Source organism: Pseudorhodoferax sp. Leaf274 (assembly GCF_001422445.1).
Classification (GTDB): domain Bacteria; phylum Pseudomonadota; class Gammaproteobacteria; order Burkholderiales; family Burkholderiaceae_C; genus Pseudorhodoferax.
On sequence record NZ_LMNA01000001.1, the window covers coordinates 890,174 to 911,201 of the forward strand.

21 protein-coding genes and 1 pseudogene are annotated in these 21,028 nt (G+C 71.0%); 11 read left to right on the forward strand and 11 right to left on the reverse strand.

Annotated features, from left to right (window positions below; genetic code table 11):
• Positions 1–2: 2 nt before the first annotated feature.
• Together ASF44_RS04080 and ASF44_RS04085 are read left to right on the forward strand one after the other, a co-directional pair.
• Positions 3–1,028: an L-threonylcarbamoyladenylate synthase gene (locus ASF44_RS04080; RefSeq protein ID WP_056897846.1), complete on the forward strand. Its 1,026-nt coding sequence runs from the start codon at positions 3–5 to the stop codon at positions 1,026–1,028.
• Between the two features lie 109 nt (positions 1,029–1,137).
• Complete coding sequence (locus tag ASF44_RS04085) at positions 1,138–2,040, forward strand: SGNH/GDSL hydrolase family protein (RefSeq protein ID WP_235579116.1); 903 nt, start codon at positions 1,138–1,140, stop codon at positions 2,038–2,040.
• A 67-nt stretch (positions 2,041–2,107) separates the two neighbouring features.
• Here the strand turns inward: ASF44_RS04085 and ASF44_RS04090 are convergent, their stop codons facing one another.
• Positions 2,108–3,217: an SGNH/GDSL hydrolase family protein gene (locus ASF44_RS04090; RefSeq protein ID WP_056897848.1), complete on the reverse strand. Its 1,110-nt coding sequence runs from the start codon at positions 3,215–3,217 to the stop codon at positions 2,108–2,110.
• Positions 3,218–3,417: 200 nt separating this feature from the next.
• Entirely contained in the window at positions 3,418–4,860 is a 1,443-nt protein-coding gene (dacB, locus tag ASF44_RS04095) for a D-alanyl-D-alanine carboxypeptidase/D-alanyl-D-alanine-endopeptidase (RefSeq protein ID WP_156374339.1), read from the reverse strand.
• A 41-nt stretch (positions 4,861–4,901) separates the two neighbouring features.
• On the opposite strand from dacB, the gene tsaB reads away from it, so the two are divergent.
• From tsaB to ASF44_RS04110, 3 genes are read left to right on the forward strand one after another with little or no spacing between them, the layout of a single operon-like run.
• Complete coding sequence (gene tsaB / locus ASF44_RS04100; protein ID WP_056897850.1) at positions 4,902–5,621, forward strand: tRNA (adenosine(37)-N6)-threonylcarbamoyltransferase complex dimerization subunit type 1 TsaB; 720 nt, start codon at positions 4,902–4,904, stop codon at positions 5,619–5,621.
• On the forward strand, positions 5,618–6,088 hold the full coding sequence (gene rimI, locus ASF44_RS04105; protein ID WP_056897851.1) for a ribosomal protein S18-alanine N-acetyltransferase: 471 nt from the start codon (positions 5,618–5,620) through the stop codon (positions 6,086–6,088). The genes tsaB and rimI overlap by 4 nt, the downstream gene beginning before the upstream one ends.
• A 13-nt stretch (positions 6,089–6,101) precedes the next feature.
• Positions 6,102–7,007, forward strand: a complete 906-nt coding sequence (locus ASF44_RS04110) for a uracil-DNA glycosylase family protein (protein ID WP_056897852.1) — start codon at positions 6,102–6,104, stop codon at positions 7,005–7,007.
• On the opposite strand, the gene ASF44_RS04115 is transcribed toward ASF44_RS04110, so the two are convergent.
• Positions 6,985–7,887 carry a DMT family transporter gene (locus ASF44_RS04115; protein ID WP_056897853.1) on the reverse strand — a complete coding sequence of 301 codons (903 nt, stop codon included), beginning with the start codon at positions 7,885–7,887 and terminating at the stop codon, positions 6,985–6,987. The two genes, ASF44_RS04110 and ASF44_RS04115, sit on opposite strands and share 23 nt — an antisense overlap.
• A gap of 51 nt (positions 7,888–7,938) precedes the next feature.
• On the opposite strand from ASF44_RS04115, the gene pyrF reads away from it, so the two are divergent.
• On the forward strand, positions 7,939–8,781 hold the full coding sequence (gene pyrF, locus ASF44_RS04120; RefSeq protein ID WP_082524500.1) for an orotidine-5'-phosphate decarboxylase: 843 nt from the start codon (positions 7,939–7,941) through the stop codon (positions 8,779–8,781).
• A 24-nt stretch (positions 8,782–8,805) separates the two neighbouring features.
• Here pyrF and ASF44_RS04125 read toward each other — a convergent pair whose 3' ends face one another.
• From ASF44_RS04125 to ASF44_RS04140, 4 genes are all read right to left on the reverse strand, one after another.
• Positions 8,806–9,531: an LrgB family protein gene (locus tag ASF44_RS04125; protein WP_056897855.1), complete on the reverse strand. Its 726-nt coding sequence runs from the start codon at positions 9,529–9,531 to the stop codon at positions 8,806–8,808.
• A 7-nt stretch (positions 9,532–9,538) separates the two neighbouring features.
• Positions 9,539–9,886 carry a CidA/LrgA family protein gene (locus ASF44_RS04130; RefSeq protein WP_056897856.1) on the reverse strand — a complete coding sequence of 116 codons (348 nt, stop codon included), beginning with the start codon at positions 9,884–9,886 and terminating at the stop codon, positions 9,539–9,541.
• A 182-nt stretch (positions 9,887–10,068) separates the two neighbouring features.
• The gene (locus ASF44_RS04135) at positions 10,069–11,550 is read right to left on the reverse strand and encodes an FAD-linked oxidase C-terminal domain-containing protein (protein WP_056897857.1); all 1,482 of its coding nucleotides are present in this window, start codon (positions 11,548–11,550) and stop codon (positions 10,069–10,071) included.
• A gap of 83 nt (positions 11,551–11,633) precedes the next feature.
• The gene (locus ASF44_RS04140; RefSeq protein WP_056897858.1) at positions 11,634–12,527 is read right to left on the reverse strand and encodes a LysR substrate-binding domain-containing protein; all 894 of its coding nucleotides are present in this window, start codon (positions 12,525–12,527) and stop codon (positions 11,634–11,636) included.
• Positions 12,528–12,614: 87 nt separating this feature from the next.
• On the opposite strand from ASF44_RS04140, the gene asd reads away from it, so the two are divergent.
• Positions 12,615–13,487, forward strand: coding sequence for an archaetidylserine decarboxylase (gene asd / locus ASF44_RS04145; RefSeq protein WP_056897859.1), 873 nt, complete (start codon positions 12,615–12,617; stop codon positions 13,485–13,487).
• On the opposite strand, the gene purU is transcribed toward asd, so the two are convergent.
• The 4 genes from purU to ASF44_RS04165 all read right to left on the reverse strand — a co-directional run bounded on the left by purU (position 13,480) and on the right by ASF44_RS04165 (position 16,786).
• On the reverse strand, positions 13,480–14,334 hold the full coding sequence (gene purU, locus ASF44_RS04150; protein WP_056897860.1) for a formyltetrahydrofolate deformylase: 855 nt from the start codon (positions 14,332–14,334) through the stop codon (positions 13,480–13,482). The two genes, asd and purU, sit on opposite strands and share 8 nt — an antisense overlap.
• A 28-nt stretch (positions 14,335–14,362) precedes the next feature.
• Positions 14,363–15,166, reverse strand: a complete 804-nt coding sequence (locus ASF44_RS04155) for a ChaN family lipoprotein (RefSeq protein WP_056897861.1) — start codon at positions 15,164–15,166, stop codon at positions 14,363–14,365.
• Between the two features lie 47 nt (positions 15,167–15,213).
• Entirely contained in the window at positions 15,214–15,540 is a 327-nt protein-coding gene (locus ASF44_RS04160) for a DUF3567 domain-containing protein (RefSeq protein ID WP_056897862.1), read from the reverse strand.
• A gap of 109 nt (positions 15,541–15,649) precedes the next feature.
• On the reverse strand, positions 15,650–16,786 hold the full coding sequence (locus ASF44_RS04165) for a DUF3108 domain-containing protein (protein WP_235579117.1): 1,137 nt from the start codon (positions 16,784–16,786) through the stop codon (positions 15,650–15,652).
• A gap of 55 nt (positions 16,787–16,841) precedes the next feature.
• On the opposite strand from ASF44_RS04165, the gene ASF44_RS04170 reads away from it, so the two are divergent.
• From ASF44_RS04170 to ASF44_RS33220, 4 genes and pseudogenes are all read left to right on the forward strand, one after another.
• Positions 16,842–17,837: a fumarylacetoacetate hydrolase family protein gene (locus ASF44_RS04170; protein WP_056897864.1), complete on the forward strand. Its 996-nt coding sequence runs from the start codon at positions 16,842–16,844 to the stop codon at positions 17,835–17,837.
• A gap of 42 nt (positions 17,838–17,879) precedes the next feature.
• Positions 17,880–18,554, forward strand: a complete 675-nt coding sequence (locus ASF44_RS04175) for a PhaM family polyhydroxyalkanoate granule multifunctional regulatory protein (protein ID WP_056897865.1) — start codon at positions 17,880–17,882, stop codon at positions 18,552–18,554.
• A gap of 63 nt (positions 18,555–18,617) precedes the next feature.
• On the forward strand, positions 18,618–19,886 hold the full coding sequence (locus tag ASF44_RS04180) for an FIST N-terminal domain-containing protein (RefSeq protein WP_056897866.1): 1,269 nt from the start codon (positions 18,618–18,620) through the stop codon (positions 19,884–19,886).
• 52 nt (positions 19,887–19,938) lie between these two features.
• A pseudogene (locus tag ASF44_RS33220) lies at positions 19,939–20,952 on the forward strand (MFS transporter); the annotation flags it as partial.
• Positions 20,953–21,028: the final 76 nt, after the last annotated feature.

Sequence of the window (21,028 nt, forward strand, 5' to 3'; positions counted from 1 at the left end):
CCATGATCATTGCTGCAGCCGATCCCGGCGCCATCGACCGCGCCGCGCAGGCGCTGGCCGCTGGCGAACTGCTGGGCCTGCCCACCGAAACCGTCTACGGCCTTGCGGCCGATGCCGGCAACGATGCGGCCGTGGACAAGATCTACGCCGCCAAGGGCCGGCCGGCCGACCATCCGCTGATCGTCCACATCGCGCCCGGCGACGCGGGCCGGCTGCCACCGGCGCTGGCCCACTTCGCGCAGGACTGGCCGGTCTGGGCCGAGGCCTTGATCCGGCGCTTCTGGCCCGGCCCGCTGACGCTGATCCTGCCGCGGCACGCCGGCGTGGCCGCCAGGTCGGCTGGCGGGCAGGACTCCATCGGCCTGCGTTGTCCGTCTCACCCCGTCGCCCAGGCGGTGTTCCGCGCTGCCGCCGGACTGGGCGTGGCCGGCGTGGCCGCGCCCAGCGCCAACCAGTTCGGCCGCGTGAGCCCCACGACGGCCGCGCATGTGGCTTCGGAGTTCGGCGAAGACCTGCTGGTGCTCGACGGCGGTGCCTGCGACGTCGGCATCGAATCGACCATCGTCGACGCCACGCGCGGCGTGCCCGTGCTTCTGCGGCCCGGCGGCATTGGCCGCGAGCAGATCGAGGCCGTCTGCGGCCAGCCCGTGCGCGGCAAGGACGAACTGGCGGCCGACCCGCGCGCCTCGGGCACGCTGGCGGCGCACTACGCGCCGCAGGCCAGCGTGCGCCTGATGGACGCCGCCGCGCTGCAGGCGGCGTTGCAGGTGCTGGGCACCGAACTCGACGCGGGCGTGGACGCCACGCCCACCGTGGCCGTCTACGCGCGCAGTGCGCTGCGCAGCCCGTCGCGCCGCGTGCTCGTGCGGCGCATGCCGGCGGACCCGGCCGACGCTGCACGCGAGCTGTTCGCCGTGCTGCGCGAGCTCGACACGGTGGGCGTGCGCCTGATCTGGGTGGAAACACCGCCGCACGGTGACGCGTGGGCGGGTATACGTGACCGTTTGCAACGCGCCGCCGCCGCATGAGCCCGGGGCTGCCTGCGCCGTACACTCCCCGCAACTTTTTCTGGAGAGACCGATGAGTCGAATTTCCTGGCGGCGTGCTTTGGCCGCCGTGGCCCTTGGTGCTTCGGCTGTGTTGCTGACGGCCTGCGGGTCGAGCACCACCGAGTCGGCGCTGAAGCCTGCGCGCCTGATCGTCTTCGGCGATGCCTTCTCCGACGTGGGGCAGGCGGGCGTGCGCTACACCGTCAATGACGGAACCACCAACAACTGGCTGCAGCAGGTGGCGGCGGAGTATGGGGTCCCCATCACTGCGTCGGACAGCGGCGGCTTCGGCTATGCCAGGAACGGCGCCCGCATCAAGGAGAAGCCGAACCTGCTCGGCAGTGCGGATGCGCAGACCGTCACCGAACAGGCCGCCGCCTTCCTGTCCGCCGGCAATGTGTATGGGAGCAACGACCTGGTCTTCGTCAACGGCGGCATGTCCGACGTGATCGTGCAGGCTAAGGCGTTCCTGGCGGGCAGCCAGACCCAGGACCAGATGGTGGCCAACGCGCGGCAGGCCGGTACCGATCTCGGCGCGGTGGTCCGCAGCGTGGTGGCTTCGGGTGCGAAGTACGTGGCCGTCGCTGGCACGATCAACGTGGGCATCACCCCGTGGGCCCAGGCGACGGGGCAGGCCTCGGCGATCGAGGAAGCCAGCCTGGCCTTCGTCACCGCGCTGAAGATCTCGGTGGTCGACCTCGGCAGCAACGTGCTGATCCTGGAGGCGGACTACTACTTCAACCAGGCGCAAAGAGAGCCGAGAAACTTCTCCATGAACAATTCGGCCCAGGTGGCCTGCACCTCGACCGATGCCGGCGTCGGCATCGGCATCGGTGCCGGCGAGGTCAATTCGGCGCTCTGCACGACCAGCACCATCGCATCCGGTGTCACCTACAACAGCTACATGTTCGCGGACAAGCTGTACACCACGCCCAACCTGCAGCGCTTGTTCGGCACCTACATCTACGGCAAGCTGACCAACCGGTGGTGAGCACCGCACTGGCTGCCAACGACGAAGAGCCCCGCGGGGCTCTTTGTTTTTGGAGGCGCTGAAACGGTCAGAGCCAGTTCTTGGCTTTCAACGCATCGAGCGCCATGTCGCGCATCAGGCTGTGGCCGTAGGGCGTGGGATGCACGGAGTCGGCGAACAGGAAGCGCGAGGAGTTCGGCAGCGTCGTTGCGGTGGTGCAGGTCAGCGAAGGGGCCAGGAAGTCGTCCGCGCCATTGAACTTGTTGGTGCACGCTGGAGTGCTCGTGTCCGTGAGTCCGAACGCGGCGGGCGTGACCGAGTGCTGGGAGTTCTGCGCATAGAAGTCGACCTGCAGCACCTCCGCCGTTCCGTCGAGCCCCGCCTTGAGCGCGGCATTGAACGTCGTTGTCATCAGATCGACCAGTTGCTGCGAGCCCGGCAGCGCTTTTTCCGCTTCCAACGTCGCAGGCGTCTTGCTGATGTTGGGCAGGTTCATGACCACGACGCGCTTGGCACCGTTGGCGACGATCTGCGTCTTGACCAGTGCCGCGAGCTCGGCACCTGCCAGGCCCAGTGTCGGGATGATCGTGGCGGCCGCGTTCTGTACGGCGGCCTGGGTGGCCGCCGCGATCTGTCCGGGTGTCGCACCGCCCGCCGCGGCGGCTTGCGCAGCTGCCATTCCAATGGCCGCGAGTTCGTCTGTCTTGACGAAGACATCGTTGGCGCCTGCCAGCACGGTCACGAGTTCGCGGTCCGTGAAGCGGCCTCCCGACACCTTCAGATGCTTGTCGATCTGCTGTTGGACGGGCACGGTCAGCTGGCCGAGTTGTGCCTGTTCCTCGATGGGCGAGTTCTTGTTCCACGGTCCGACCGGATCGCTCACACGCGATCCACCCTGGCCATAGGCCGTGCAGTCTGGATGGTCGGTGGGTGTCGCCGCGAGGGCGGCAAAGGCGCCGCTGGCTTCCAGCCCGGTCTGCGCCGCGCAGGGCGCCGCCAGCCCCAGCTGGACCGACAACTGCTCGATCCAGATCTCGTTGCCCCCGCCGTTGACCGTGTACTTCCCGCCGCCCAGGGCCGCGATGCCCGGCGTCTTGTAGCTGCCGACGTCCGACAGGCTGTCGCCGAACGACACCAGCCGGCTGTAGGTCGGGTCGTCACCGCCGCCGCAGGCGGCCAGCGCCACGGCCGCGAGCACGGCGAGACAAGTTTTCTTCAGTTGCATGGAGTACCTTTCATCGGCTCGAATCACAAGAGAACGGGTCTGGCAAGGTGCTTGCTCACAAAATTTACAGCCAGACACGCGCAAGCGGCCGATTTTTGAACGAAACCCTGCGCTATTCGACGAAAGAAGGTGTGCAAATTCCCTTGTCATCGGGCGTTTGCATGCAGTAGTCCTCAGCGATCGTCGTCTGCCGCCCAATCGAGCAGCGCGTCCAGCGCCGGCCGCGCTGCCGGCGCATTGGCGTGGTTGAGGATGCCGACCACCACGTACCGCTGCCCGCTGCGGCCGCGCACGTAGCCGGCCACCGAGGCCACGTCGCGCAGCGAGCCGGTCTTGAGCCAGGCGTTGCCGACCACGTTGGCCAGCCCGCGTTCGCGCATGCGCTCGGTCGTGCCATCGACGCCGGCCAGCGACAGCGACTGCAGGTAGGTCGCAGCATCGGCATGGCGGCTGGCGCGCACCAGCATGCGCGCCAGCGCGCTGGCGGTGATGCGCTCGTCGCGGCTCAGGCCGGCGCCGTTCTCCAGCACCGGGGCCGGCGTGGCGCTGCCGACGAAGCGGCGCCACCAGGCGGCGATGGCTTCGCGCCCGTCCTCCATGCGCGCCGGCAGCCGACGCTGGGCCGCCAGCGTCAGCAGCAGCTGCTGGGCCATCACGTTGTTGCTGCGCTTGTTGACGTCGGCGATCACCTCGGCCAGCGGCAGCGAGGGCGCCTCCAGCAGCAGCCGCGCCTGGCTTGGCCGGCGGCCCTGCCGGGCGCTGCCGTCCACCTGGCCACCGGTGGCGCGGAACAAGGCCAGCAGCGCACGCTGCGCATAGCTGGCCGGCTCCACGTAGGCCACGGCCCAGTCGCGCTCGCCGCAGCGGGCGGGGTACTGGCCGAGCAGGCGCACGGCGTTGGGGTCGGAGAAGTCGGCCTGCAGCGTGGTGCGCCAGTCGCCGCAGGCCTGGCCGCGGGCCAGCGGCACCTGGTCCGGCACGGCCACGCCGGTCAGCGGCGGTTCGCTCGTCACCAGCGCCGTGCCGTCGGCCTGCGGCGCGAAGCGCAGGATCAGCGCCTTGAAGTTGACCAGCAGCCCGTCGGGTGCGACGTTGTAGGGCCGCAGGGGCTCGTTGTCGAAGGCGGCCGGGTCGTGCGCGGGCACCTCGAAGATGCTGTTGTCCAGCACCATGTCGCCCCGCACCTGGCGCACGCCGGCGGCCTGCAGCGCACGGAAGGCGCCGTCCACGCGTTCGAGCACGAGCTTGGGGTCGCCGCCGCCTTCGATGTACAGGTTGCCGTGCAGCACGCCATCGGCGACCGGGCCGTCGGCGTAGAAGCGTGTCTTCCAGGTGAAATTCGGGCCGAGCTGGTCCAGCGCGGCCAGCGTGGTCACCATCTTCATGACCGAGGCCGGGTTCATGGCTGCGTCCACGCGGTGGGCCAGCCGCGGCGCGGTGTCGTCCAGCGGCTGCACCAGGAAGGCGGCGGCATCGCGCGGCACCTTGGCCTGGGCCAGCGCCGTCGCCACGGCGGGCGGCAGCGGGCGTTCGGTGCCGGGCGGGGCGGCCCCGCTGGACAGGCTCAACATCCACCCCGCCAGCAGCGGGACCAGCCGGGAGAAGGGCGACCACATGGCGCGCGAGTCTACCGGCGGCCCATCGGATAATCCCGGCCATGCAACCCGTTTCCTCCCCAGCGCGCCTGCTGGCGTTCGACACCAGCACCGAAAGCCTGTCGGTGGCGGTGTGCATCGGTGCGCGCGTGTGGGAGTGCAGCGGCCCTGGCGGCGCGCAGGCGTCCACCACGCTGCTGCCCATGGTGCTGGACCTGCTGCACCAGGCCGGGCTGGCGCTGGCGCAGCTCGATGCCATCGCTTTCGGCTGTGGGCCGGGCTCGTTCACGGGCCTGCGCACGGCGTGCTCGGTGGCCCAGGGGCTGGCGTTCGGCACCCGTGCGCAGCACCCCGAAGGCGTGCCGCTGCTGCCGGTCGACACGCTGCTGGCCGTGGCCGAGCAGGCACGGCACGTGGCCGGGGCCACCGAGGTCGTGGCCGCGCTGGATGCGCGCATGGACGAGGTGTATGCGGGCCGCTACCGTTTCGAGCACGGCCGCTGGCTGCAGGACGGCGACTTCGACCTGCTGGCGCCCGAGGCGCTGGCCGTGCCGCAAGGCTGGACGCTGGCCGGCAATGCGGCTGCGGCCTACGGCCCGCGGCTGGCCGGCGCACCGGGCGTGGCCGTGCTGCCGCTGGCCACCGCCATGCTGCGGCTGGCCCCGCAGTTGCTGGACGCCGGCCTTGCCGTGCCTGCCGAGCAGGCGCTGCCCCGCTATGTGCGCAACAAGGTCGCCAAGACCACGGCAGAGCGCATGGCAGAGAAGGCAGCGGCCCCGTGAGCGCGCTGCCGGAACTGACGGGCGAGGCCCGTTTCGAGCCCATGACCGAGGCGTGGCTGTCGGCGGTCGTCGCCATCGAGCAGCAGGCCTACACCCATCCGTGGACGCGCCGCAATTTCCAGGACGCACTGGCGTCCGGCTACCAGGCGCAGGTGCTGCTGGGCGACACCGAGGTGCTGGGCTACTTCATCGCGATGAAGGGGGTGGACGAGGTGCACCTGCTCAACATCACGGTGGCCCCCAGCCACCAGCGCCGCGGCTGGGCCCGCGTGATGCTCGACGCGCTGTGCCTGTGGTCGCGCGGCCAGCGCGCCCAATGGCTGTGGCTGGAGGTGCGCGTGAGCAACCTGCGCGCGTTCCAGATCTACGCGGCCTATGGCTTTCGGCGCGTGGGCCAGCGCAAGGGCTACTACCCCGAGTCGGCCTTCAAGCGCGAAGATGCCATCGTCATGAGTCTGCAACTGTGAGCGCGCGCTGCTGATGGCCCTGGAACTCGATGCGCGCCAGCGCGCGATGCTGGAGGAGATGCATGTGCGCGTGTGGTGGCCGCAGGCACCGGCCGCGGTGGAGCAGCCCACGCCCCAGGCCGTGCCTGCCGCTGCAGCGATCTCGGAGCCCATCTCTGCGCCGATCCCCGCTCCGGTCCCTGCGCCGGCCGTCGTGGCGCGGGCCACCCCCGCCGTGGCGCCACCCGCACCTGCGCCCCAGCCCGCCCGGCCCGCCGTGGCGCCGGCCGACGATGGCCGTGCCGCCGCCATTGCCGCCATGGACTGGCCTGCACTGCAGCAGTCGGTGGCCGGGTGCGAGGCCTGCAAGCTCTGCGGTACGCGCAAGAACACCGTGTTCGGCGTGGGCCCCACCGCGCCGCAGGCCGATGCGCCGCCGCGCGTGGACTGGCTCATCGTCGGCGAGGCGCCCGGCGAGCAGGAAGACCTGCGCGGCGAGCCCTTCGTCGGCCAGGCCGGCAAGCTGCTGGACAACATGCTGCGCGCCGTCGGCGTCAGCCGGCATGGCGAGGTGCGCGGCGCGCAGGCCGCCTTCATCGTGAACGTGCTCAAGTGCCGCCCGCCCGGCAACCGCAACCCCGCGCTCGACGAGGTCGCGCAGTGCGAGCCCTTCCTCAAGCGCCAGATCGCGCTGCTGCAGCCCAGGATCATCCTGGCCGTGGGCCGTTTCGCCGTGCAGTCGCTGCTGGCCGGCAGCGTGCCCGACGTGCAGACCCAGCCGCTGGGCCGGCTGCGCGGCAAGGTCTACCGCTACGAGGGCGTGCCCGTGGTCGTGAGCTACCACCCGGCCTATCTGCTGCGCAGCCTGCCCGAGAAGGCCAAGGCCTGGGCCGACCTGTGCCTGGCCATGGAAACGGTCAAGGCGGTCGAGTCGCCGTGACGGCACGCCGCTCGGGCCACAGCACCGAGGCGATCGCCAGCACCATGAGGCCCATCGCGGCCCAGTCCTGCCAGTGCAGCGATTCGCCCAGCCACCAGGCGCCGCTGAACACGCCGAGGATGGGGATCAGCATCACGCCCAGCGTGGAGGCCACCGGCGGCAGCGCCCGCGCCAGCGAGAACCAGACCACCTGCGCCAGCGCGAAGATCAGCACGCCGTTGTAGAGCACGGCGCCCCAGACGGCCGGCGTCGGTGCCGTCCATCGTTCGCGCTCGAACAGCCAGGACAGCACGGTCATGATGACCATGCTCATGGCCGTCATCCAGAACACCAGCGCGGGCGTGGACACGGGGATGGTGTGGCGCCGCATCTTCTGCGTGCCGACGGCCCAGGTGGCCGCGCCCACCAGGGCCAGCAGCACGCCCAGCGGCCGGCCGGCCATGTTCGACAACTCGTGCCACAGCAGCAGCAACACGCCCAGCGCGGCCGCGGCCACGCCGGCCCAGGCGCGTGCACGCAGCCGCTCGCCGAAGAACAGCGCGCCGAACACGGCAGAGAAGATCGGCATCGAATAGCCCAGGATGGCCGCGCGCCCGCTGGACAGCGCCTGCACCGCCAGCACCATCAGCGCGTGCCAGATGAACATGTTGGTCACGCCCAGCCAGAACAGTTCGCCCCAGTGGCGGCGCGGCACGGCCAGCGGCTGGCGCAGCACCAGCAGGCCCAGGCCCAGCAGCGGCGCGCCGATCCACAGCGAGAGGACGCGGAAGGTGATCGCCGGGTAGCCCGTCACGCCGATCTTCATGACCGGCCAGTTCAGTCCCCAGACGAGGGTGAGCGCCACCAGCATGGCGGCTTGTCTCGTGCTCAGTGCCTGCATAGGCGGGCGATGGTAGCGGGGCCGGTGGTTGGCGGTTCGTAAAATCGGGGCATGACCTTTCTCGACATGCTGCGCGGTGCCGAGCAGCGCAATGCCTCGCTGCTCTGCGTGGGCCTGGACCCCGACCCGGCCCGCTTTCCTGCCGCGCTGCGTGGCGACGCCAGCCGCATCCACGACTTCTGTGCCGCCATCGTGGACGCCACGGCCGACCTGGCCATTGCCTTCAAGCCGCAGATCGCCTACTTCGCCGCGCACCGCGCCGAGCACCAGCTCGAACGCCTGATCGCCCACATCCGCCGCGCCGCCCCGCACGTGCCCGTGATCCTGGACGCCAAGCGCGGCGACATCGGCTCCACCGCCGAGCAGTACGCGATCGAGGCCTTCGAGCGCTACGGCGCCGATGCGGTCACGCTGTCGCCGTTCATGGGCTTCGATTCGGTCGAGCCCTATCTGCGCTACCAGGGCAAGGGCGCATTCCTGCTGTGCCGCACCTCCAACCCTGGTGGCGACGACCTGCAGAACCAGCGCCTGGCCGGCGTCGATGGCCAGCCCCTGCTGTACGAGCACATCGCACGGCTGGCGCAGGGGCCATGGAACCGCAATGGGCAGCTGGGCCTGGTGGTGGGCGCGACCTACCCGTCCGAACTGGAGCGCGTGCGCGCGTTGGCGCCCACGGTGCCGCTGCTGATTCCAGGCGTCGGGGCGCAGGGCGGCGACGCCGCGGCCACGGTGCGTGCGGCCTGGCGCGGCGACAACGCGCAGACCACGGGGCCGGTGGTGGTCAGTTCTTCGCGGGCGATCCTGTACGCGTCGTCGGGCGATGACTTCGCCGCCGCGGCGCGGCAGGAAGCGCTGCGCACGCGCGACGTGCTGCACGCGGCCCGCGCGGCCTGAACCTCTGAACGAGCGGCCCGGGCCTCAGATCCAGCGGAACACCAGCGGGATCAGCAGCGAGGCCAGCACCACCTGCAGGCCCAGCGCCAGCCCGGCGTAGGCGCCCGCGTCGGCATCGACCTGCAGCGCACGGGCCGCGCCGATGCCATGGGCCGCGGTGCCGAGCGCAAAGCCGCGCGCACGCCAGCCGGCCGGGTCGCGCGCGATGCGCAGCCCGTCGAACAAGTACTTGCCGCTCAGCGCGCCGACCAGCCCGGTCAGCACCGCGAACACCGCCGCCAGCGCCGGGATGCCGCCGATGGCCTGCGCCACACCCATGGCCACGGGCGCGGTGACCGACTTGGGCGCCATCGACAGCACCACATCGGCCGGCAGGTCGAGCGCGCGGCCCAGCACCACGGCCGTGGCACTGGCAGCGCCGCCGCCGGCCAGCGCGGCCAGCAGCAGCCGGCCCCAGCGCTGGCGCAGTTCGGCGCGCCGCTGCCACAAAGGCCAGCCCAGCGCCACCACGGCAGGCCCCAGCAGGAAGTGGATGAACTGCGCGCCCGCAAAGTAGGTGGGATAGGGCAGGCGGGTGGCCAGCAGCACGGCACCGATGCTGAGCACGCTCCACAGCACCGGGTTGGCCCACGGCGCGTGGCCCAGCCGGGCGTACGCAGCCTGCGCCAGCACGTAGACGGCCAGCGTCGCCGTCAGCCCGAACAGCGGCGTGGCGGAAAGGTAGACCCAGAGTTCGACGAATTGCGCCATGGCCTGTTCACTGCGGCGGAGGGCGCCGGCCCACGTACAGCACCAGCGCCGTGACGGCCAGGCCCACCCAGGTGGACACCACCAGCACCACCAGCATGCGGCCACCGTACTGCGCCAGCAGCGGCAGGTGCACGATCACGCCCACGCCGACGGGCACGAACAGCAGCGACAGGTGCGCCAGCAGGAAGTCGGCACAGGCCGCGACCGGCGTGCGCACCGGTTCCCAGCGCAAGGCCACGAGCAGCAGCACCATGCCGATCACAGGGCCGGGAAAGGGCAGGTGCAGCCCGCGTGCGAGCAGCTCGCCCAGCGATTGCAGGGCCAGCAGCCAGGCGAGGCCGCGCAGTGGGATCATGGTGTGGTGAACCAGTGGTGGAGGTCGAGGGCGCCGGTGCCGCCGATCGGCGGCCCGGCCTTGGGAAGCCCGCGCAAAATGCGTCGGGACCGACACGTTGCCGCGCTGCCGGCCGCTCTCGGCCTGGTCATCTGGAAATCACGCAAGGGGCTGGGTCCGTTTGCTCAGCGCATCGGGCAACGTCAGAAACGCGGCAGGTCCGGGTGTGCGATCTTGCCGCCGCGCACCAGCATCTTTCCGTACTCGGCGCAGCGGTTCAGCGTGGGGATCACCTTGCCCGGGTTCAGCAGGCCCTTGGTGTCGAACGCGTGCTTGATGCCCAGCATCTGGGCGTTCTCCTCGGCCGAGAACTGCACGCACATGCTGTTGAGCTTCTCCACGCCCACGCCGTGCTCGCCGGTCACGGTGCCGCCCATGGCCACGCTGGTCTCCAGGATGTCGGCACCGAACAGCTCGCAGCGGTGCAGCTGGTCGGGGTCGTTGGCATCGAACAGGATCAGCGGGTGCAGGTTGCCGTCGCCCGCGTGGAACACGTTGGCGCAGCGCAGGCCGTACTTCTTCTCCATCGCGGCGATCGCCAGCAGGATGTCGGCCAGGCGCTTGCGCGGAATGGTCGAGTCCATGCACATGTAGTCGGGGCTGATGCGGCCCGAGGCCGGGAAGGCGTTCTTGCGGCCGCTCCAGAAGCGCAGTCGCTCGGCCTCGTTCTGGCTCACGGTGATGGCGGTGGCGCCGCACCCGCGCAGCACGGCGCTCATGCGGCCGATCTCTTCCTCGACCTCCTCGGGCGTGCCATCGCTCTCGCACAGCAGGATGGCTTCGGCCGTGAGGTCGTAGCCCGCGCGCACGAAGTCCTCCACCGCGGCGGTCATGGGCTTGTCCATCATCTCCAGGCCGGCCGGGATGATGCCGGCGGCGATCACGGCGGCCACTGCATCGCCGGCTTTGCGCATGTCGTCGAAGCTGGCCATGATGCAGCGCGCCAGCAGCGGCTTGGGCACCAGCTTGACGGTGACCTCGGTGGCCACGGCGAGCATGCCCTCGGAGCCGATGGCCAGCGCCAGCAGGTCCAGGCCCGGCGTGTCCAGCGCCGCGCTGCCGAAGGTGACGGGCTCGCCCTCGGCCGTGAAGCCGGTGATCTGCAGCACGTTGTGCACGGTCAGGCCGTACTTGAGGCAGTGCACGCCGCCCGAGTTTTCGGCCACGTTGCCGCCGATGGTGCAGGCGATCTGGCTGGAGGGGTCGGGGGCGTAGTACAGGCCATGCGGGGCCGCGGCCTCGCTGATGGCGAGGTTGCGCACGCCGCACTGCACGACGGCCGTGCGGCCCACCGGGTCCATGTGGAGGATCTTGTTGAACTTGGCCATGGACAGTGTCACGCCCTGCGCGTGCGGCATGGCCCCGCCCGACAGGCCGGTGCCGGCGCCGCGCGCGACCACCGGCACGCCCAGCGCATGGCAGGTCTTGAGCACGGCCTGCACTTGCGCGTAGGTCTCGGGCAGCGCCACGGCCATGGGGCGCTGGCGGTAGGCCGTGAGCCCGTCGCATTCGTAGGGCGTGGTGTCTTCGGGCTGCGACAGCAGCGCGTGCGCTGGCAGCACGCGGCGCAGCGCGGCCAGGGTCTCGGCAGGGGGCGGAGCAGTCGGTGCGGCAAGTGCGGCCATGGTCTCTTTCGTGGGGCCGGCAGACTTTAAGCCAGCCGCCCGCAGCGCGGCTGAGGAATGTTCAAGCGCCGCATGAAGCGGCTTCAGGCCAGCGCCTGGCGCAGCCAGTCGGAAAAGGCCGCGCACTCCCAGCGGTCCATGGTGCCGGTGCGCCAGCACAGATAGTGCGCGTGCGGGCTGGGCACGCTCTGGGTGAAGGCCGGCGTGGTGCCGACACGCACGAGCGCGCCGCTGTCCAGCCAGGGGGCCGCCAGCTTCAAGCGCACCAGCGCGATGCCCATGCCGGCCGCCGCGGCGTCGCACATCAGGCCGACGTCGTTGAACTGCGAGCCGTCGCCGGGCTCGGGCCAGTCCAGCTTGTGGGCGGCGAACCAGGTGCGCCAGGGGTCCAGCGCCGAGCGCAGCAGCCGCTGGCCTTCCAGGTCCTCGGCCTGCGTGAAGGGGCCGCCGGCTTCGCGCAGGTAGCTGGGCGCGGCCAGCGGCGTGACCTCGTCGCGCGCCAGCAGCAGGTGCTCCACGTCGGCGTAGCGGCCGGCGCCGAAGCGCACCATGAGGTCGGCGTCCTCGGCCACCACGTCCAGCAGCGGGATGCTGACCTGCAGCAGCAGGTCGATCTCGGGGTAGGCCTCGGTGAACTGGCGCAGCCGCGGGATCAGGATGGCGCGCGCGAAGGTCGGCGTCACGGCCAGCCGCAGCTTGCGCTTGCCCGGCGTTGGCTGGGCGCCCGGAAAGCGGCCCAGCATCGCCAGGCCCTCGCGCACATGGGCCAGGTACTCGCTGCCCTCGGTGGTCAGCGAGAAATCGGCGCGGCCGAACAGCTTGGTGCCGATGCTCTGCTCCAGCTGGCGCACGCGGTGGCTCACGGCGCTGGGCGTGACGCACAACTCGTCGGCGGCCAGCGTCACGCTGCGCAGCCGCGCCAGCGCCTCGAAGGTCAGCAGGCACTGGATCGGCGGGATGCGGGCGGTGGCGGCCATCGTCCGATTGTCGTTGCAGCCGCCGGCCTACGTACCGTCCAGGGGCGACGGCTACACTTCGAGACCCTTCCAGAAGAGAGTGCCCACTTGTCCGATCGCCTTGCCGTCCTGCCGCAGTACCTGCTGCCCAAGCACCGTCTGACGCGGTTCGCAGGAAGGGTGGCCTCCGCCCGACGCGGCGCGCGCACCACGGCGCTGATCCGCTGGTTCGTCAACAAGTACGGGGTGGACATGGCCGAGGCGGCCGATCCCGACATCGCCGCCTACCCGAGCTTCAACGAGTTCTTCACGCGTGCTCTCAAGGAAGGCGCACGGCCACTGGCGCAGGCCGACCTGGTGTGCCCGGTGGACGGCGCCATCAGCCAGTTCGGCCGCATCGAGGACGACCAGATCTTCCAGGCCAAAGGCCACGCCTATTCCACGCGCGCGCTGGTCGGCGGCGACGCGGCACTGGCCGCGCATTTCCGCCACGGCAGCTTTGCCACGCTGTACCTGAGCCCGCGCGACTACCACCGCATCCACATGCCCTGCGACGGGCGGCTGACACGCATGGTCTATGTGCCGGGCGAGCTGTTCTCGGTCAACCCGACCACGGCACGCGGCGTGCCGGGCCTGTTCGCACGCAACGAGCGCGTGGTCTGCGTGTTCGAGACCGCGCACGGCCCGCTCGTGCTGACGCTGGTGGGTGCCACCATCGTCGGCAGCATGGCGACCGTGTGGCATGGCGTGGTGAACCCGCCGCGCCTGGGCGAGCTGCGCGAATGGCGCTACGGAGATGGGCAGGCGGGTGACGCGGTGACGCTGCGCCGCGGCGAGGAGATGGGCCGCTTCCTGCTCGGCTCCACCGTGGTGATGCTGTTCCCCCAGGGCCCGCTGGCCTTCAACCCCGACTGGGCGCCGGCCCGCGCGATCCGCCTGGGCGAGCGCATGGCCGACTGGGGTTCCTCCCCGGCTACTTGAAGATCACGGTCTTGTGGCCGTTCAGCAGCACGCGGTGCTCGCTGTGCCACTTGACCGCACGCGCCAGCACCTGGCTCTCGGTGTCGCGGCCCATGGCGGTCAGGTCTTCCACGGTCTTGCTGTGGTCGGCGCGGGCCACGTCCTGCTCGATGATGGGGCCTTCGTCCAGGTCGGCCGTCACGTAGTGCGCCGTGGCGCCGATCAGCTTCACGCCGCGGTCGTGCGCCTGGTAGTAGGGCTTGGCGCCCTTGAAGCTCGGCAGGAACGAGTGGTGGATGTTGATCGCCCGGCCGGCCAGCTTGCGGCACAGGTCGTCCGACAGGATCTGCATGTAGCGCGCCAGCACGACCAGCTCGGCGTTCTCGCCTTCGATGACCTCGTGGGCCCGCGCCTCGGCCTGGGCCTTGCTGGCGCCCGTCACCGGGATGTGGTGGAACGGCACGTTGTAGCTGGCCGCCAGCTGGTAGAAGTCGCGGTGGTTGGAGACGATGGCGCGGATGTCCACCGGCAGCAGCCCGCTCTTCCAGCGGAACAGCAGGTCGTTCAGGCAATGGCCTTCCTTGCTGACCATGATGACGGTGCGCATGGGTTCGGCCGTGGCGTGCAGGCTCCAGCGCATCTGGAAGCCCTCGGCGAACGGGGTCAGCTGGGCCTGCAGCGCGGCGTGGTTGTCGCCGCTGGCAAAGCGCACGCGCATGAAGAACAGGCCGGTGGCGTGGTCGTTGTACTGGGCCGCTTCTTCGATGTTGGCGCCGCGCTCGAACAGGAAGCCGGAGACGGCGTGGACGATGCCGGTGCGGTCGGGGCAGGACAGGGTCAGGATGTAGGAGGCGCTGGTCGTCGTCATAGGGGCGCGATTGTCGCAGCCGCACGCATCAGCCGCCCATGCGCTGGCGCAGCGCCGCGCAGTGGTCGTTGGCCGGCACCGCGGGTGTGCTCCACACGGCGTCGAACGCGGGCGAAGGCGCGACCGGGCCGCCGGCCTGCAGGCGCACGGCGCGCACCTGGAAGCCAGGCGGCAGATGCCGTGGCACGCCGAGTTCCCGGTCGACATGCGCGCTGCCGGCCAGCAGCACCGCCACTTGGCCCGGCCGGGCGGCGGCCTGCACGGTGCGGGCCATGGACTGGTCGCGCGCGATCTGGATGCGGGCCATGGGGGCCAGCTGCGTCGCCGGCAGCAGGTCGCAGTGGCCCAGCCGGATGGCTTCCTGCTGCGCGGCCAGGGCCGGCGGTGGCAGCAGCGCGTCGAGCCCGGTGTCCTGCATGACTGGCCCGAAGCGTGCGCGCGGCAGGTTGCCGCCCAGCACCGGAACACCCGCGCGCACGGCGGCCATCACCGCCGGGCCGTAGGCGGCCCAGGGCCAGGCCTTGTCGTTCCACTGCAGCGCTTGGCGCACGGCGGCCTCATCCGCCTGGGGCGGCAGGCCGGCGGTGGTCTGGCCGGCGTCGGCCATCTCGACGACCAGGGCGGACAACTGGCCGCGGCTGGCAAGCGTGCGTACGACGCGCGCGTGGGCCTGCTGGTGTTCGGTGGCATCGTGCTGTTCGCCCAGCAGCACGGCATCGGCGGGCAACAGCGCCGATACCTCGTCCGCGGGATGCAGGCCGGCGCAGCCGCCCAGCAAAAAGGCCACCAGGACGGTGGCCACGACGGTGGAAAAGCGCGGGGCCAGGTGCATGCCCCGATGATGCACCGGGCCTGCCAATGGCCGGCCCGGCGGCAGGGTCAATGCATCACGACAGGGTTCTGCGCCAGTTCGGCGTAGCGGTCCAGCGTGTCCTCGACCTCTTCCTGGGTGGGAGTGTGGGCGCGCCAGGCGGCGATCTGCTGCTGGAACAGCTCGGCCCAGGAGCCGTCGAGGTAGACCTCCTTGCCGGAACGCTTGTCCACGATCTCGAAGCCGTGGCGCTCCAGGGCCGGATGGGGGGCGGGTGCGGTGTCCTTGGCGCGCGCGACCAGGCCCACGCCGTCCTGCATCTGCACATCGATGTCGCCAGCGTGCGGCTCCATGTGGACCACCACAAAGGAGTCGGAGTCGTACAGCATGTTCATGTCGGTGCCCTTTCCGTTACCGCTATCTTGCGCTTCAGATTGCAACTTTCGGGCCGGTTTCAAGGCCGGACCGTGGTAGTCCTGCGACTACTTGGCAGAAAAAAAGCGTTCAGGGGCTGTCCACGCTGCGCAACAGTTGGTCGACGAAGTCGCCGTTGGGCTGGGTGATCCGCACGCGCACGGGCATGTAGGCCAGGCTGGGCGCCAGCCAGGCCTCGACCTTCTGGTCGAATTCCTTGCGCGGGTTGCGCGTGAGCTTCACGGCCTGCAGGTTGTCGTAGGGCAGGTAGGCCAGTTCCTCGCCCTGGATGGTGAAGGTCCAGACATCGGCGTCGCGCGGGCCGACCACGGGCAGCGTGACGCTGCTGCCGGCGCCGTAGCGGGCCGGATCGCCCGCCACCATGGCGGAGAGCTGCAGCAGCACGCTGAGCTGGTCCTGCGCGTCGGGCAGCAGCGGGGCGCTGGGCGTGTTGGCACTGAAGCTGACGATGCCCTTGTCGCGCTCGAAGTGCGCCGCCAGGTCGCGCTTGCGCCATTTGTCGGAGAAGCGTGCCGGCTCCAGCCCGCGTTCGCTGAGCTTGCCGCTGCTGGTGCGCACGCGCGAGCCGATCAGGAAGGCGCTGTACTCCAGCTGCGCGTCGTAGGTCTTGCCATCCTGCAGCCACAGCAGTTCGCCCATCGCGTGGTAGGTCTGCTGCTTGGCCTCGCCCGTCAGCGTGTACTTGAGCCGCACCGAGCCTGGAATACCCAATGCCAGCGCGTTGGCCGACGCTGTCGCCGAGGCGGGGGGCGCGGCCGGTGCAGCTTCCGGTGCAGAGGCCGCCTGCGCCGCCGGAGCGGGCTGGGAAGCGGCCTCTTGCGGGGCAGCAGCCACGGCAGGCTCTGGCGATGGCTCGGCCGCGGGCGGCTCCGGCGCCGCCATGGCAACTGGCGCCTCGGCGGCCGGCGCGGGTGGGGCGTCCGCCATTGGTGCAGGGCGCGGTTTTCTGCGGGGCGGCGGGGGTGGCGGCGGCGGTGCGGGTTCCGGCGCCACGGCGACAGGCGCGGGTGGCGGCTGCACGACGATGCTGCGCGTGGTGAAGGTGCGCGTCTGCGCCAGGTCGGGCGGCGCCAGCACGGCTGGCAGCTGCTGCAAGGCCACCAGGTGGGCCAGGACCACGCCCAGCCCCAGCACCAGCAGCGGGCGGCTGCTGTGCGAATTGCTTGTATCCTGCGCCCCACCGGCCGCCACGCGATCTGCTTGCACACCCGGATTGTCTGCCGGGCGCCTGCCCGCCGCCAATGAGCTCCACCATCACCCCATGAAACTTGCCACCTACAAGGACGGCTCGCGCGACGGCCAGCTGGTCGTCGTCTCGCGCGACCTGGCCAGTGCGCACTACGCCACCCACGCCGCCCACCGCCTGCAGCAGGCCCTGGACGACTGGAACTTCATCGCCCCGCAACTGCAGGACCTCTACGACGCGCTGAACGCCGAGCGTGCGCGGCACGCCTTTCCCTTCGATCCGCGCCAGTGCATGGCGCCGCTGCCACGCGCCAGCCACTGGGCCGTGGCCCAGGCCTGGGAACACGGGCTGGAACCCGCCGAGGCGGCCGATCCGGGCTTTCGCCAGGCGGCCGGCGACAGCCTTTCAGGCCCCTGCGATCCCCTGGTGCTGGCCGCCGAACCGCTGCAGATGGACTTCGGCGCCGGCCTGGCCGTGGTCACCGGCGACCTGCCGCAACGGGCCAGCCCGGCACAGGCGCTCGATGGCGTGCGGCTGCTGTTGTTGGCCAATGCCGTGCAGCTGCAGGCGAGCGGCCTGTCCGCGGTGCAGCGCCTGGCCGCCACGGCCTTCGGCCCGGTGGCCGTGACGCCGGACGAACTCGGCGAGGCCTGGGCGCAGGGCCGCGTGGGCCTGGCGCTGCAGACCAGCTGGAACGGCCGGCGCGTGGGCATCGCCGATGCCGACCAAGACATGCGCTGGCCCTTCGGCGAACTCATCGCCCACCTGTGCGCCACGCGCGGGCTGCACTCCGGCAGCATCGTCGGCGCCGGCACCGTGCGGCAGCGCGGCGTGGAGGCCGGCAAGCGGCGCGACTGGCCCAAGGGCTACCACGCCATCGCCGACAAGCGCGCCTTCGAGCAGGCGCAGGACGGCGAGGCCCGCACCGCCTTCCTGCGGCTGGGCGACACGGTGCGCATCGAGATGAAGGGCAGTGACGGGCACAGCCTGTTCGGCGCGATCGAGCAGGAAGTGGTGGCGCCAGGCGGCGCAGACGCGAAACCTTCCGGCGGCTTTGCGCCGGTGCAGTAAGCTGCACGCGCACCCAGCACCCCCACCCCAGGAGGAGACCCCATGAGCAACGACACACCCGGCGGCGGCTTCGGCAAGTTCGTCCCCGGCTTCGATTTCCTGCAGAGCCTGGCCAAGGGCGCGGCGCAGAGCATGCCGCAGATGCCTGGGCTGGGCGGCTGGGTCGCTCCCACGCTGAGCGTGGAAGACCTGGACAAGCGCATCACCGAACTCAAGGCCGTGCAGTTCTGGCTGGACCAGAACGCCATGGCACTGAAAGCCACGATCCAGGCGCTGGAGGTGCAGAAGATGACACTGGCCACGCTCAAGGGCATGAACGTGAGCATGGCCGAGGTGGCCAAGGCGTTCACCGCCCAGCCGACGGAGTCTGCGCAGGCACGGTCGCCTGCGCCGCCGCCCGCCCCCAGGCCCGCACCCGAACCCGCGCCGCAGGCGGCAGCCGCCCCGGATGCCGCCGCCGATGCCGAAGAGGCCGCCGACGGCGAAGCCGCACGGCCCGGCGTGATCGACGCCATGCAGTGGTGGGGTGCGCTGACGCAGCAGTTCCAGCAGATCGCCGCGACGGCCATGCAGGAAGCCGCTGCCCGCGCCACGCCCGAGCCGGCCGCGGCGCCCGCACCGGCGCGCGCGCGCGCCGCCACCGGCAAGGCCGCGGCACCCGCCAAAAAAGCCGCCACCCCCGCCAGGAAGGCTGCGCCGCGCAAGCGTGCCGGCTGACGCGCCCATGCGTGCGCTGGGGCCAAGCGCGGCGGCCCGCGCGCGCCGTGGCAGGATGGGTCTATGAAACTTTTCCCCTACGCCCACGCCACCCATCCGCAGTGGCGCATGGCGGCCGGCCTGGTGCTGGCACAGCTGCGCGCGCAACTGGCCCTGCCGGACTACGCCAGCGCGCCCACGCTGGCGCTGCTCTACATCACCGACCACTACGCCAGCGCGGCCGAAGACATCCTGGACCACCTGGGCGCGGAGCTGCCCGAGGTGACGGACTGGTCCGGCACGGTGGGCGTGGGCATCGCCGCCAACAACGTCGAGTACTTCGACGAACCCGCCATGGCCGTGATGCTGCTGGGCCTGCCCGCGCACCAGTACCGCGTGTTCTCCGGCGTGGCGCCGTTGGGCATGGCCTTCGAGGCGCACACGGCCCTGGTCCATGCCGACGGCAGCACCCAGGACCTGTCCGAACTCGTGGCCGAGATGGCCGGCCGCACGGACACGGGCTACCTGTTCGGCGGCCTGGCTTCCAGCCGTGCCACCACGGTGCAGTTCGCCACCGGCGGCAACGGCAACATCAAGGGCCACGGCGGTGCGCGCGGCGTGTTCCATGGCGGCCTGTCGGGCGTGGCCTTCACGCAGGACGTGGCGCTGAGCTCGCGCGTCACCCAGGGTTGCCAGCCCGTGGCGCCCGAGCGCAGCGTGACGGCCTGCGAAGGCAACGTGGTCACGGCGCTGGACGGCGAGCCCGCGCTGCAGGTGCTGCTCGGCGACCTCGGCGTCTCGCTGGACGAACCGCGCGAGGCGCTGGGGCGCGTGCGTGCCACGCTGGCCGGCCTGCGTTCGGCGCCCGGCGCCGAAGGCCGCGACGACGTGCGCCGCCCCGGCAGCTTCGGGCCCGACGTGCGCGTGCGCCACATCATCGGGCTGGACCCGGCGCGCCACGGCGTGGCCATCGCCGAGCCGCTGGAAGTCGGCATGCGGTTGACGTTCTGCCAGCGCAACGCGCAGGCTGCGCGCGCCGACCTCGTGCGCGTCTGCGCCGAGATCCGCGAGGAGCTGGAGCCCGAGGAAATGCCGGCCGAAGCCGCCCTGGCGTTGGCGGGCAACCCGGCGGCCTCCGCGCCGCACCCGGCCCGGCGCATGGCCGGCGCCATCTACGTGAGCTGCGCGAGCCGCGGCGGCGCGCATTTCGGCGGCCCGAGCGCGGAACTGCAGATCGTGCGCCATGCCTTGGGCGACGTGCCGCTGGTCGGCTTCTTCGCCGGCGGCGAGATCGCACGCCACCACCTGTACGGCTACACCGGCGTGTTGACGGTGTTCACCGCAACCACCTGAAGCGCCCCGGCGCGGCGGCGCCCTGGCGGCGGCATCGACAATCGCCGCTGCCATGACCGACGACAACGCCCACCCCAACCAGTTCGCCCTGCTGCGCCAGCGCCGCTTCGCCCCGTTCTTCTGGACGCAGTTCTCCGGCGCGGCCAACGACAACCTGTTCAAGTTCGCCTTCACGGTGATGGTGACCTACCAGCTCAGCGTGTCGTGGCTGCCGCCGACCAGGGCGGGACTGGTGATCGGGGCGCTGTTCATCCTGCCGTTCCTGCTGTTCTCGGCCACCAGCGGGCAGCTGACCGACAAGCTGCCCAAGACCCAGGTGATCCGCTTCGTCAAGAACCTGGAGATCGCCATCATGGCGCTGGCGGCGCTGGGCTTCCTCTCGGGCAACGTGGCCCTGCAGGTGCCGCTGCTGCTGGCCTGCACCTTCCTGATGGGCCTGCACTCCACGCTGTTCGGGCCGGTCAAGTTCGCCTACCTGCCGCAGGTGCTGCACGAGCGCGAGCTGACGGGCGGCAACGGCATGGTGGAGATGGGCACCTTCGTGGCCATCCTGCTGGGCAACGTCGTGGGCGGGCTGCTGATCGCGGTGCCGGGCGTGGGCCGCACCTATGTCGCCATCGGCTGCGTGGCACTGGCGCTGCTGGGCCGGCTCGCGGCGCAGGGCATTCCGCGGCTGCCGGCCACCGACCCGCAGTTGCGCATCAACTGGAACCCGGTCAGCGAGACCTGGCGCAACCTCAAGCTCGCGCACGGCAACACCGTGGTGTTCCGCTCGCTGCTGGGCATCAGCTGGATGTGGTTCTTCGGCGCGGTGTTCCTGAGCCAGTTTCCCAGCCTGGCCAAGGAGGTGCTGCATGGCGACGAGCATGTGGCCTCGCTGCTGCTGGTGGTGTTCTCCATCGGCATCGCCATCGGCTCGCTGCTCTGCGAGGTGCTGAGCCGGCGGCAGGTGGAAATCGGCCTGGTGCCGCTGGGCGCGATCGGCATGAGCGTGTTTGGCGTGGACCTGTATTTCGCCCTGCGCGGCCTGCCCGCCTCCAGCCTCATGGGCTTCTCGGAGTTCCTGGCCCGCCCCGCGCACTGGCGCGTGATGGCCGACCTGGGGCTGCTGGCGCTGTCGGCCGGCCTGTACAGCGTGCCGA